Here is a 12,426-nt window from a genome sequence, read left to right on the forward strand (position 1 = left end):
AGCACATCTGCGTTGTTCTGAATGCTAAGCAATCGCAGTTGGACAAGAAGACGAAGGGCCGCGAAAAAACCTGAATCTATTTTGAAAATATTTCCTGGCTGCCGTCGGCGAGGGTTCGCACGGCCACCGGCAAAATGCTCGGCAAGGCCCGGAGCAGGGCATCCGTGTCGTCGGATTTGAACACGCTGGTCAGGCGCAAATTCGCGGCCTTCACATCGCTGACCCGCAATGGCTGCGCGCGATAGCGGGAGACTTCCTGCACCACGTCCCTCAAGGACGCGTCGTTGAACACCAGCTTGCCGGTACGCCACGCCGTGATCGCCGCCGTGTTGACGGCCGATGCCGGCATGAGGTTGCCACTGGCATCGATGCTCGAACCCAGTCCCGCGGTGAGCGTGACCTGATTCCCTTGCTCGCCCGCCGTGCCCTTGACCTTGACCGTGCCAGACTCCACCGCCACCAGCGTGCGGGTCGGGTCGCGACGGACGTCGAAGCGGGTGCCGGTGACGGTCACCGAACCATTGCCGGTCTGCACCACAAACGGTCGGGAGGTGTCGTGCTCGACGCTGAACATCGCTTCGCCCTCGGTCAGTTCGACCTGACGCGTGGCGCTGAAGAAGTGCACCTTCAGACGGGTGCGACCATTGAGGTCCAGCACCGAGCCATCCGGCAATGCCACCTGACGCCGCTCGCCCACTGCCGTGGCGAATTCCGCGCTGTAATCAGGCTGCCGTTCCAGGCCGAAGTAAAGGCTCGTTCCCACCACCATCGCCACCAGACTGGCCGCCACCGCATAGCGGGTAAATGTTCGACAAGCGGGTAAAGATGGCGCAGGCAACGGCGTCGGCGCATCCGGTTCACACAGGGCTTCGAGCCGTGCCCTAGGCAGCAGATCGGCAGCGCCCCACAGGTTTTGCAGCAGGCGGTATTCATGGGCGTGCGGGTCGTGGGCGCTCAGCCAGGCCTCGAACTCAGCGTGCTCCTCCGATGACAGCTCGCCGTCGCGAGCACGCGCAAACCACCACGCCGCCTGATCGCGTACGGCGTCTGGGCCACAAGGGCAATCACGGTCCGTCGTCATGGTGTTTCCTGAGCAAATGAAAGGCGGGCCAGTTCCCGGTGACGATGCATCATGGCGCCGGGGCATCCAGCCGGTCGCGCAAATGGCGCAGCGTGCGAATCATATACTTTTCCACCATGTTCTTGCTCAGGCCCAGGCGGTCGGCGATCTCCAGCTGCGACAACCCTTCAAGCTTTTGCCAGACGAACACCTTGCGACAGTTGAGCGGCAACTCCGCCAGGGCACGTTCGATGGAGTCTGCCAGCTGGATGGCATGCATGAACGCCTCCGGGTCATCCGTGTGACCGGCCGATGTGTCGAGGGATTCCCGTTCGAGTTCACTGCGCCGGTCTTCACGCCGCCAGGTGTCGACGGCGATGTTGCGGGCCGTTTGATGCAGATACGCCCGAGGCTGCTCGACGCTCGCCCCGCCGGTCGATTCCAGCACGCGCACAAACGCGTCATGGGTCAGGTCTTCGGCCTGATGACGGTTCTTCAGACGGCGGGTCCAGGTGCCCACGAGCTCTTCGTAATGATCGAGAAAGCCTTTGCTTCGTGGCAGCTTGAGGGTCATGAGGGGGTGGGAATGTGGGGGCGGAAGGCGCGAATAGTAATGGTTCTTATTATAGAAACGCAATCTTCCAACGCATTATCGCCTTCCCCGGTTATTCAGGAGCAGCGCCGTTTCGGCTCCGCTCCCCCATTGACCCTCTGTCAGCCATGACGTGCTGAGCGGGACGGTCAGTGTCGTCCATCAGCCCGGTGGAATCGTCGCCAGCAGGCCAATGGAAATGGTCAGCGCCAGAAAGCCCAGCAGAAACAGCGTCATCTTGCCCATGAGTGTCACCTCTCAATGTGTGCGATACAGGCGCAAACATCGCCTGATCGCTCGGGGCCAGCCTCCTTTCAGTGGCTGGGAATGGTGACTAGTTTGGGCCGGACAACTGTTTCAATACAGCGCCAGATCTTGGAGAAAAATACGGATCAGATGGAAATCCTCACAGCGCCGGACGCTGAATGTTCACCCATTCCTGCACGCTCGGCCGCGCCCACTGCCGCTTGGCATACGTCACCAGCGCATCAGGCACGTCGTCGCCATTCAGGATCAGCCGGTTGAGCATCAACGCCAGGTCTACGTCGGCAATCGACCATTCGCCAAACAGGTGGTCCGCCCCTTGCGGCAACAATGCCTGAGCGCCCTCGATCAATTTTCGCGCCGCGGCCTTTGCTGAGGGCGTCAGCGCAGGGGCCTGCTGACCGTAAAACACCACCAGCGTCGAGCGCTCCTGCCGCAACGGGGCCAGATCGCTGCGCAGCCACGCCTGAACCTCACGAGCCTTGGCGCGGTGTTGAGGGTTTCGGGGATAGACCGGCGTGCCGGGGAACACCTCTTCCAGGTATTCGTCGATGGCCGACGATTCGGACAGGGAGAAATCGCCATGGACCAGCGTCGGCACCCGCTGCGTCACGGACAATGCCGTGTAATGGGGGCCTTGCTGCTCGCCAGCCTCCAGGTCCACCGGAATCCATTCAAAGTCGAGGCCCTTCTCGCGCAGGACCACGAAAGCGGACAGGGCGTAAGGGCTGGTGTATTGGGCGTCGACGTAGAGTCGCAGGCGAGCGTCGTTCACGAGGGTGATCTCCATTTCAGGGAACAGACACGCTACGAGAAGCGTGCGAACAAGGGAAATTCAAGATGTTCATGGGCCTATTCTCGCGGGGAATGGAAGGCACGACCGGACATAAAAACGCCCCCAGGAAGGAGGCGTTGTTGAGAGAGTGGTAGACCGATCAGCCCAAATCGAAACGGTCCAGATTCGTGACTTTGGTCCAGGCCGCCACAAAGTCCTTCACGAATTTCTCATGGGCATCGGCGCTGCCGTACACCTCGGAAATCGCCCGCAACTGCGCATGAGAGCCGAACACCAGATCCACCCGCGTCCCGGTCCATTTCACGTCGCCGGTCTTGCGGTCTCTGGCCTCGAAGGTGTCATTGCCGGGCGACGTGGGTTTCCATTCCACGCTCATGTCCAGCAGGTTCTTGAAGAAGTCGTTGGTCAGTACCCCCGGACGGTTTGTGAAGACGCCCTGCTTGCTCTCCCCGACGTTGTTGCCCAAGACCCTCAAACCGCCCAGCAAGACGGTCATTTCCGGCGCAGTCAGGGTCAGCAATTGCGCCTTGTCCACCAACAGTTTCTCGGCTGAGACCTTGTAGGTCTGTTTGAGGTAATTGCGGAAGCCATCGGCGATAGGCTCCAGAAAACCAAAAGATTCGACATCCGTTTGCGCTTGGGAGGCATCGACGCGGCCCGGCGCGAACGGCACGGTCACGGTTTGCCCGGCGTCCAGCGCGGCCTTTTCGACGCCTGCGTTCCCGGCGATCACGATCAGGTCGGCCAGCGAGACCTTGTTCGTCGACGCGCCGCCGTTGAACTGGCCCTGAATCTGCTCAAGCACCTGCAACACCTTCGCCAGTTGCTGAGGCTGGTTGGCCGCCCAGTCCTTCTGAGGCGCCAGACGCAGACGTCCGCCGTTGGCGCCGCCGCGTTTGTCCGAACCCCTGAAAGTCGACGCTGCCGCCCAGGCCGTGGAGACGAGTTGCGAAACGGTCAGCCCCGACGCCAGAATTTGAGTCTTCAAGGCCGTCACGTCGTCAGCGCTGACCAGTGGATGGGTGACATCCGGCAGCGGGTCTTGCCACAACAGTTCTTCAGTGGGGGTTTCCGGGCCGAGGTAGCGGGCCAGCGGGCCCATGTCCCGGTGGGTCAGCTTGAACCAGGCGCGGGCGAAGGCGTCGGCGAGCTGTCCGGGGTTGTCCTTGAAGCGGCGAGAGATTTTCTCGTACTCGGGGTCGAAGCGCAGGGCCAGGTCCGAGGTGAGCATGCGCGGTTCCTGACGTTTGCTCGGGTCGTGGGCATGAGGAATGGTGTTCGCACCCGCGCCGCCCTTGGGTTTCCACTGGTTGGCACCCGCCGGGCTTTTGGTCAGTTCCCATTCGAAGTTGAACAGGTTTTCCAGGTACTCGTTGCTCCATTTCGTCGGGGTCGAGGTCCAGGTCACTTCCAGGCCGCTGGTGATCGCGTCGCCGCCTTTGCCGCTGCCGAACTTATTGCGCCACCCCAAGCCCTGCTCTTCCAGACCCGCCGCTTCCGGCTCCGGCCCAACGTTGTCGGCAGGTCCCGCGCCGTGGGTCTTGCCGAACGCGTGACCGCCCGCGATCAGCGCCACGGTTTCTTCGTCGTTCATCGCCATGCGGCCGAAGGTTTCACGAATGTCTTTCGCGGAGGCCGCAGGGTCGGGGTGGCCGTCCGGCCCTTCCGGGTTCACGTAAATCAGGCCCATTTGCACGGCGGCCAGGGGATTCTCCAGATTGCGTTCCCCTTGGGCAGTACGGCTTTTTTCTTCGCCGTGCTTGGCCGGTTCCGCGACCAGATCGCCCTGCCCCGGCTGCTCCATGTCCTTGTGCGCGCCATAACGCTCTTCGCCACCCAGCCACGTGGTCTCGGCGCCCCAGTACACGTCTTCGTCCGGCTCCCAGACGTCCGGCCGACCGCCCGAAAAACCAAAGGTCTTGAAGCCCATGGATTCCAGCGCAACGTTACCGGTGAGCACGATCAGGTCGGCCCAGGAAATCTTGCGCCCGTACTTCTGTTTGACCGGCCAGATCAGGCGCCGGGCCTTGTCCAGGCTGACGTTGTCCGGCCAGCTGTTGAGGGGCGCGAAGCGTTGCTGCCCCGAGCCCGCCCCGCCGCGACCGTCACCGGTGCGGTAGGTCCCGGCGCTGTGCCAGGCCATGCGCACGAAGAATGGGCCGTAGTGGCCGAAGTCTGCCGGCCACCAGTCCTGAGAGTTCGTCATCACAGCCAGCAGGTCTTTCTTGACCGCGTCGAAGTCCAGGCTCTTGAATTCTTTTGCGTAGTCGAAACCCTCGTCCATGGGGTCGGATAGGGAAGAGTGCTGGTGAAGGATCTTCAGGTTCAGCTGATTGGGCCACCAGTCGCGGTTGGTGGTACCGCCGCCAGCCGCGTGATTGAAAGGGCATTTTGATTCGGTTGCCATGGTTATCTACCTTTGATCGTGATCATCCCGCCGTCTGCCTTTATCCAGGGCGCGGCAGAGACGAGTGAACTCAGTAGCACCGACGGTGCTTATTCTTATCGCCTTATCAGGGATGGAACCGTCGGCAAAAGCCAACGACAGATCAAAGATAGCTCCGATCTCAGAGAGGTCTAATAGCCGCAGCATTGATCCGCGATAGAGCGGCTCTTTTAAGCGGTCTGGATGTGTCACGTTCGCGCGGCATCGCTCTGCTACCCTGCTTCATCCCTTTTCGGACAGACCTGCCCATGATCAAAATCCGTGTGATGACAATGGACGATTACGATGCCGTCCTGGCCCTGATGAATGCCACCCCCGGCATTTCGATCCGCGATGCCGACTCCCGCGAATCAACGGCCCGCTACCTGGACCGCAACCCCGGCATGAGCTTCGTCGCGCAAAGCGATTCGGGGCTGGTCGGCTGTGTGATGTGCGGCCACGACGGGCGGCGCGGTTATTTGCAGCACCTGCTGGTCTTGCCCGAATTCCGCCGTCAGGGCATTGCGCGGGAGTTGGTAGAGCGCTGCCTGTCCAGCCTCGAAGCCTTGGGCATCGGCAAATGCCACCTCGACGTGCTCAAGACCAATGACGCCGCTGCCCGCTACTGGCAAGGCCAGGGCTGGAAGCGGCGTGAGGATATCGACCGTTTTTCGTTCACCCGACCGGGCAACGAAAACGCGTGATCCCGACGATCAGGCCTTCGAAACGGCTGCGCTGACGGCTACCGCATCCGCGCCCGCCGGGGTGCGCATCGGCGCGGATGGATCGGTCACCGCCTGCCACACGGCTTCGGCGACATCCAGCGCGTGGGTCATGGGCGATGCCGTGTCGCGCACGCTTTCGAACACCTGATCCCGGAACGCGACGTACGCATCCGGAATCGGATCGGCCATCAGCCGCCGAGCGTTATCGCCAAAAGCGGTGCCCGGTGCGCGACCCGGCAACACCAGCCGCACGCGAACGTCGAACGGTTCCAGCTCCAGCGCCAGCGATTCGGTGAAGGCGTTCACCGCCGCCTTGCTCGCGGTGTACACCGCCAACAGCGGCAACGATTTCAGCGTCACCGTAGACGTGACGTTGACCACCACCCCGCCCCGACGCTGACGGAACTGAGGCAGAACGGCCTGGGTCATGGCGATGGTGCCGAGGGTATTGGTGTCGAAAATCTCCCGTGCGCTGGCAAGGTTGAGCCCTTCCACCGGCGCCAGCAAGCCAATCCCTGCATTGTTGACGAGGGCATCAATCGGTCCCGCCGCGTCGATGCAACGGGCAATGCTGTCGGCGTCCGTCACGTCGAGTGCGAGGATGCGCAGGTGATCGGAGGCCGGCAGCAAGTCTTTACGCGGCGTGCGCATCGTGGCGATGACGTTCCAGCCTTTGTCGAGAAAGAATCGCGCGGTTTCCAGGCCGAAGCCCGAGGAGCAACCGGTGATCAAAACGGTGGGCGAGTGAGTCATGTGAAACTCCAGCGAATGAATGACCGCTCCACCATAGATCGACGGCAGCAGACGAACTACACTCCAACGTCCTGTTCTTTGTCGTGAGCGTCCGGAATGGTCGATCCACTGGCTGAAGTCGTCGGCCTGCTGCAACCCTCAGCGCCCTTCTCCAAACTGGTCATTGCCTCGTCGCCGTGGGCCGTCAGGCGCGCCGACACCGGCCAGCCGTTTTATTTCGTGGTGCTTGAAGGGGCATGCCGACTGGCCATCGACGGCCCTCACGGCAGCGACATGATCGTCCTGAACGAAGGCGACTTCGTGCTGATTCCTGCCGCCCAGTCCTTCGCCACGTCGAGCATGGACCGCGAGCCGCCGCTGGAGGACGAAGTTCCCACGACGGCCATCACCCCGATGCCTGGCGGTGTCCGGCTCGGTGATCCGCTGGCTGACGTCGACACGCGATTGCTGGTCGGCCATTGCGTGTTCGGCTCGGCCGATGCCGGGCTTCTGGTGCCCTTGTTGCCGCGATGGGTGCACGTGCGTGGCGAACGACGGCTGGCAACGCTGGTGCAATTGGTGGGCGACGAATCCCGTGCCCAGCGACCGGCGCGAGAGATGGTCATGGCGCGGCTGCTGGAAGTGCTGCTGATCGAGGCGCTGCGCTCGAACGGATCAACGGCGGCCTCACCCGGGCTGTTGCGCGGGTTGTCCGACCCCAAGCTGTCATTGGCCTTGAGGGGCTTTCATGAGCACCCCGCCGCGCCGTGGAACGTTGCGCAACTGGCAAGCACGGCGGGCATGTCGCGCTCGACGTTTTTCGAGGCCTTCGGCCGTGCGGTGGGCCTGCCGCCCATGGAATACCTGCTGACGTGGCGCATGGCACTGGCCAAACAGATGCTGCGCCAGCGCGAGCTGGCGATCAGCGAGATTGCCGAGCGGGTCGGCTACAGTTCGGTGAGTTCATTCGGGGTCGCCTTCACCCGTCACGTTGGCCTGCCACCGGGGCGCTACGCCACGACTCAGGTCGATGCAGCACCAGACATCGACAGCACAGATCAGCAGCTCGGCTGATCCAGCTTCACCACCGGCACCTGATGCCGACGAGCCGACCAAAGCACCCCGCCCACCAGCAGACAGATCGACGCCAACTCCACGAAGCCGGGGAAGTGCCGGGTGTAAATAAAGCCGTAGATGCAGGCGAACACTGTTTCGAACACGATCATCTGGCCGCTGAGCGACGAAGCCATGCGCCGGGAACAGGCGTTCCACAGGCTGTTCGCCAGCCACGAACCGCACAGCGCCAGAAACAGGCTGACCCACAGAAACGTCATCCAGCGGCTGTGTTCGATGCCGGTGGGAATCAGGTTCGGGAACAGCGCCAACGCCACCACGCCAAACACCACCGCCACGCCGCCGGTGACAATGCCCAGCAACGTCGACCATTCCCTGCTGTTGAACGAACTCTGCTTGAGGTAGCGGCTGTTGTGGGTGGCGAACCACGACCAACTCACCACGCCGCATAACCCGCAGGCGATGCCGAGTAGCTGCGAGGACAGTGGCACATCGGAAGCGGTTTGCACGGCGCGTTCAATGCAGATCGAGACGATGCCGAGGAATACCATCAACAGCGGCAGCTTGAGCTTATTGATGGGCAGCGATCCGGTGTCGTTGCGCCCTTGAAAGGTGATGGCGATGGGAAGCATGCCGTTGATCAAGGCGGCAGCCGTGACCCCGCTGAGCTGGATTGCGGCGCCGAGCAAAGCGTAGTTCAACACGTTGCCGGTCAGCGACAGGCGCAGCAACAGCATGACCTCGCCACGGGTGAGCCGAGCGAACAGACGACGGGCGAACGGCAACGCCACCAGCAGCGAAAACAGGCCGTACAGGGCGAACCGTGCGCTGCTGATCAGCACAGCGTTGAAGTCCGGCAGCAGCGACGGGCCTACGATGACCCCGGCCCAGATGGCCCCGGCCAGCAGCGCGTACACAATTCCACTGTTCATCATTTCCACTCGGCAGGCCGTTTGGCGAAATTCTATCGATGGCCGATACTTCGCACATGCGATAAAAACTCAGCGACACATTCCTCGGTGGAATGTCAGCCCAAGGATCGAGCCTTGAGGAGACACCGTCATCAACCGCTACCTGCGCAACCTGCCGCCCCTTGAAACACTGATCACGTTCGAAGCCGTCGGACGGCACGCGAGCTTTACCCACGCGGCGTCGGAGCTGTTTCTCACCCAGAGCGCAGTGAGCAAACAGATGCGCCAGTTGGAGACGTGCATCGGGGTGCCGGTGTTCGAGCGCAAACCTCGGGGCGTGGCGTTGACCCGAGCGGGGGAGGAATTGCTGATGACGGTCAACGTCATGCTGTCGACCCTCTATCAAAGCGTCACGCGCATTCGCAACGTCCATCAGACCAACGCCGTGTCGGTGTTGGCGACCCATGCGCTGGCGCAGTTCTGGCTGTTCCCCAAGCTCATCGAATTCAATAAGGCTTACCCCGAGATCGCCGTGCACGTGCACGCGATCAATGAAATCGACGACGCCAGCCTCAACGATTTCGACCTTGGCATCCTCTACGGCGACGGGGAATGGGCCTCGTTGAACAGCGACTTTCTGCTCCCGGAGATCGTTTACCCGGCCGCCCACCCGTCCTACGACGTGTCCGGCATCGAGACGCTGGAAGACCTCGCACGGGCCAACCTCGTGCAAATCGACACCTCCGCCTGGCGTTGCCTGGACTGGCAACAGTGGTTTGAACTGTTGGACCACGACTACACACCGCCCGACAACGCCCCGGTGTTCAATCAGCTGACATTGGCATTCCGCGCCGTGCAACAAGGCATGGGCATCGGCCTGGCGTGGACCTTCATGGGGGACGAAGCCGTGGCCAAGGGCGAACTGCGGCGGGTCACGGATTTCCAGTGCGTCACGCGGTTCGGGGAGTTTCTGGTGTCCGTGAAACACCGCGCCCTGTCACCTTGCGCCGAGGTATTTCGGCAGTGGTTGCTGGTGTCGGCGAAGGAACAGGTGGGTGCGTTTGGAGATCGCGTTGTGCCAGATAAAACGCCGTCGCTGCCGTCGTAACCTCCGGCGTCTCCCACGGGAATTGCGGCGTGTGCAGGTTTCGACACCGGCACATATCCTGTGGAAGCTGCAGGAGCTGTGCGACGGCCGCGAAGGCGGTGTGCCAGGCGGCCTATTCATCTCTGTCCCCGCCGCCGTCGCTGCCGTCGTGACCTCCGGCGTCTCCCACGGGAATGAACTGCCCCCCAAAAGTTGGACAGTTTACGCCGCAGCCTGAGTCCTGTATTCAACAGGACTCAGGCCATTGAGTCTCAGCTTGATGCGGTCATGGTTGTAGTAATGAATGTACTCATCCAGGCCGACCTTCAATTCTTCCACACTCTCGAAACGCTTCAGGTAGAAAAACTCTGACTTCAGCGTGCCGAAAAAACTCTCCATCGCCGCATTATCCAGGCAATTGCCTTTGCGGGACATGCTCTGTTTCACACCTTTTTCGCTGAGTGCGTGGCGATAGCGTGGCTGTTGGTAGTGCCATCCCTGGTCCGAATGAACGACCAGTTTGGGCGCGTCTCCCAAGCAAGCCAACGCCTTGTCGAGCATGTTCCCCACCAACTCGTAGTAAGGCCGACTGGCTGTTTCGTACGCGATGATTTCGCCGTTGTACAAATCCATCACAGGAGACAAGTAGAGCTTCTGCTGACCCACTTTGAACTCGGTGACGTCGGTTACCCACTTCTGTTTTGGCCGGGGTGCATGAAAATTACGCTCCAGCAGGTTCGCGGCGATTTTGCCAACAGTCCCCCGGTAGGAACGGTATTTCTTGGGCCGTACGACCGATTGCAAACCCTGTTCGGCCATCAGCCGTTCGATGACCTTCTTGTTGACCAGCGTTCCTTCCTTTCTGAGCGCAAGCGCAATACGCCGATAGCCATACAGCCCTCTCTGCTTGTGATATTCCTGCTGCACCCGTTCCTTGAGCGCCGCATGCCGGTCCGGTTTCTGCTCAGCCTTGACCTGGTAATAGAAGGTGCTGCGTGCCAGCCCGACCAGCTCAAGGAGGTCGGGCAATGGGAATCGGTGCTTGAGTTTGCGGACGATCAGGACTTTTTCCCCCGTGTTCGCTCCTTTTCCTCGCGCAGGGCCTTGAGCTCCTTTAGGACAGCGTTCTCCATGCGCATGTACTCAAGTTCAGCCATCAACTGCTCTCGTGGCTTTTGTGCATCGTTGGTGTCGGTGGGTTTGGCGGGTTTGATTTTCATGGGCGTGTCGGCTGGCTGGATGGCAGTAGGGGTGACAGGACTGTCACTGTAATACTGGCGTTGCCAGATGCCTATCAGGGAGGACCGCCCAAGGTCAAAATGCGCAGCGGTCTGGCGTAGCGAAAGTCGATGCTCATGCATGTAGGTCAAGACTTGGCGCTTGAAATCCTCGCTGTACCGCCGCGCATACGACATTGGCTTGATGCTGTTGCCAGTCCGATAACTGGCGACCCAGCGTCGAAGGAGACTGAAGTCGATGCCAAAATGTCTGGCCACTGTTCGGAAGCCGTCGGTGCCGTTTAGGTAGGCGGTGACCGCCGTGAGCTTGAACTGCTCGGTGTACTTGACCATAGATCCCCCAGGGGTTGGATGGGTGTCCAACTTCTTGGGGGCAGTTCAGGAATGCGGTATGTGAAGTTTTCGACATCGGCACATATCCTGTGGGAGCTGCAGGAGCTGTGCGACGGCCGCGAAGGCGGTGTGCCAGGCGGCCTATTCATCTCTGGCCCGCCGCCGTCGCTGCCGTCGTGACCTCCGGCGTCTCCCACAGATGTGCGGTATGTGAAGTTTTCGACATCGGCACATATCCTGTGGGAGCTGCAGGAGCTGTGCGACGGCCGCGAAGGCGGCGTGTCAGGCGGCCTATTCATCTCTGGCCCGCCGCCGTCGCTGCCGTCGTGACCTCCGGCTTTTCCCACGGGAGTTGCGGCGTGCGCAGGTTTCGATGTCGATGCAGGCCGTCATCCGCTCACTGAACCGTGCGCGTCGGCCGCACCACAATCTCGTTCACATCGACATCATCCGGCTGTTCGATGGCGTAGCGCACCGCCCGGCCGATCGCGTCGGGTTGCAGGGCAATGGCGCGGTAGGTGGCCATGGCGGATTTGGCGGTGTCGTCGGTGATCGTCGAGGCCAGTTCGCTTTCCACCACGCCGGGGTGGATGCAGGTGACGCGGATGTCCGGGCTTTCCTGGCGCAAGCCGTCGGAGATGGCGCGCACGGCGTATTTGGTCGCGCAGTACACCGCCGCCGTCGGCACGACGCTCAACGCACCCACCGACGCGATGTTGATCACATGGCCCGAACGGCGCTGGGTGAACTCGGGCAAGACCGCCGCGATACCGTGCAGCACCCCCTTGATATTGACGTCGACCATGCGGTCCCATTCTTCGGTTTTCATTGAGGCCATGGGCGACAGCGGCATGATCCCGGCGTTGTTGATGATCACGTCCACCCTGCCCCAACGCTCCCGTGCGGCTTGGGCGAATGCAACGACGTCGGCCTGGTCGGTCACGTCGAGGCGACGGCACTCGGCCTTCCCGCCGGCGGCATTGATCTGGTCCACCACGGTTTGCAGACGGTCCGTACGGCGCGCGCCCAGCATCAGGGTCGCACCGGCGGCGCCCAGTTCCCGGGCGATGCCTTCGCCAACTCCGCTGGAAGCGCCGGTGATGAGGATGATTTTGTCGAGGCTCATGTTCAGGTTCTCGTGTAAGTGACGTTGACGGACACACTAACCGTGAAGCATTGTCGCGATAAC

The 12,426-nt window shown here is 61.6% G+C and carries 11 protein-coding genes; 3 read left to right on the forward strand and 8 right to left on the reverse strand.

Annotated features, from left to right (window positions below; genetic code table 11):
* Nucleotides 1-76: 76 nt before the first annotated feature.
* From AAEO81_RS19195 to katG, 4 genes are all read right to left on the reverse strand, one after another.
* A complete protein-coding gene (locus tag AAEO81_RS19195; RefSeq protein ID WP_341958559.1) occupies nt 77-1,081 on the reverse strand; it encodes a FecR family protein in 1,005 nt (334 codons plus the stop codon).
* 49 nt (nt 1,082-1,130) lie between these two features.
* Nucleotides 1,131-1,634, reverse strand: a complete 504-nt coding sequence (locus tag AAEO81_RS19200) for a sigma-70 family RNA polymerase sigma factor (RefSeq protein ID WP_166597002.1) — start codon at nt 1,632-1,634, stop codon at nt 1,131-1,133.
* A gap of 424 nt (nt 1,635-2,058) precedes the next feature.
* Complete coding sequence (yfcF, locus tag AAEO81_RS19205; protein ID WP_341958560.1) at nt 2,059-2,691, reverse strand: glutathione transferase; 633 nt, start codon at nt 2,689-2,691, stop codon at nt 2,059-2,061.
* A gap of 160 nt (nt 2,692-2,851) precedes the next feature.
* Nucleotides 2,852-5,119 carry a catalase/peroxidase HPI gene (katG, locus tag AAEO81_RS19210; RefSeq protein ID WP_341958561.1) on the reverse strand — a complete coding sequence of 756 codons (2,268 nt, stop codon included), beginning with the start codon at nt 5,117-5,119 and terminating at the stop codon, nt 2,852-2,854.
* A 287-nt stretch (nt 5,120-5,406) separates the two neighbouring features.
* On the opposite strand from katG, the gene AAEO81_RS19215 reads away from it, so the two are divergent.
* On the forward strand, nt 5,407-5,841 hold the full coding sequence (locus tag AAEO81_RS19215; RefSeq protein ID WP_341958562.1) for a GNAT family N-acetyltransferase: 435 nt from the start codon (nt 5,407-5,409) through the stop codon (nt 5,839-5,841).
* 9 nt (nt 5,842-5,850) lie between these two features.
* Here AAEO81_RS19215 and AAEO81_RS19220 read toward each other — a convergent pair whose 3' ends face one another.
* On the reverse strand, nt 5,851-6,615 hold the full coding sequence (locus AAEO81_RS19220; protein ID WP_341958563.1) for an SDR family oxidoreductase: 765 nt from the start codon (nt 6,613-6,615) through the stop codon (nt 5,851-5,853).
* A 96-nt stretch (nt 6,616-6,711) separates the two neighbouring features.
* Between AAEO81_RS19220 and AAEO81_RS19225 the strand changes: the two genes are divergently transcribed.
* Nucleotides 6,712-7,668, forward strand: a complete 957-nt coding sequence (locus tag AAEO81_RS19225; RefSeq protein WP_341958564.1) for an AraC family transcriptional regulator — start codon at nt 6,712-6,714, stop codon at nt 7,666-7,668.
* Here AAEO81_RS19225 and AAEO81_RS19230 read toward each other — a convergent pair.
* Nucleotides 7,653-8,603 (reverse strand): DMT family transporter, encoded by a 951-nt coding sequence (locus tag AAEO81_RS19230; RefSeq protein WP_166598464.1) that lies wholly within the window; start codon nt 8,601-8,603, stop codon nt 7,653-7,655. The genes AAEO81_RS19225 and AAEO81_RS19230 overlap by 16 nt on opposite strands.
* Before the next feature lie 127 nt (nt 8,604-8,730).
* Between AAEO81_RS19230 and AAEO81_RS19235 the strand changes: the two genes are divergently transcribed.
* On the forward strand, nt 8,731-9,687 hold the full coding sequence (locus AAEO81_RS19235; RefSeq protein ID WP_341964571.1) for a LysR substrate-binding domain-containing protein: 957 nt from the start codon (nt 8,731-8,733) through the stop codon (nt 9,685-9,687).
* Nucleotides 9,688-9,888: 201 nt separating this feature from the next.
* On the opposite strand, the gene AAEO81_RS19240 is transcribed toward AAEO81_RS19235, so the two are convergent.
* Nucleotides 9,889-11,237 (reverse strand): IS3 family transposase gene (locus AAEO81_RS19240; protein ID WP_341958565.1). Its coding sequence is split into 2 segments (ribosomal slippage): nt 9,889-10,770 and nt 10,773-11,237, totalling 1,347 coding nucleotides; the frame shifts between segments, so codons are not numbered across the junction.
* A 397-nt stretch (nt 11,238-11,634) separates the two neighbouring features.
* Nucleotides 11,635-12,363 carry an SDR family oxidoreductase gene (locus tag AAEO81_RS19245; RefSeq protein ID WP_341958566.1) on the reverse strand — a complete coding sequence of 243 codons (729 nt, stop codon included), beginning with the start codon at nt 12,361-12,363 and terminating at the stop codon, nt 11,635-11,637.
* Nucleotides 12,364-12,426 lie beyond the last annotated feature (63 nt).

The organism is Pseudomonas sp. RC10 (genome assembly GCF_038397775.1).
In the GTDB taxonomy this organism is placed as follows: Bacteria; Pseudomonadota; Gammaproteobacteria; order Pseudomonadales; family Pseudomonadaceae; genus Aquipseudomonas; species Aquipseudomonas bambusae.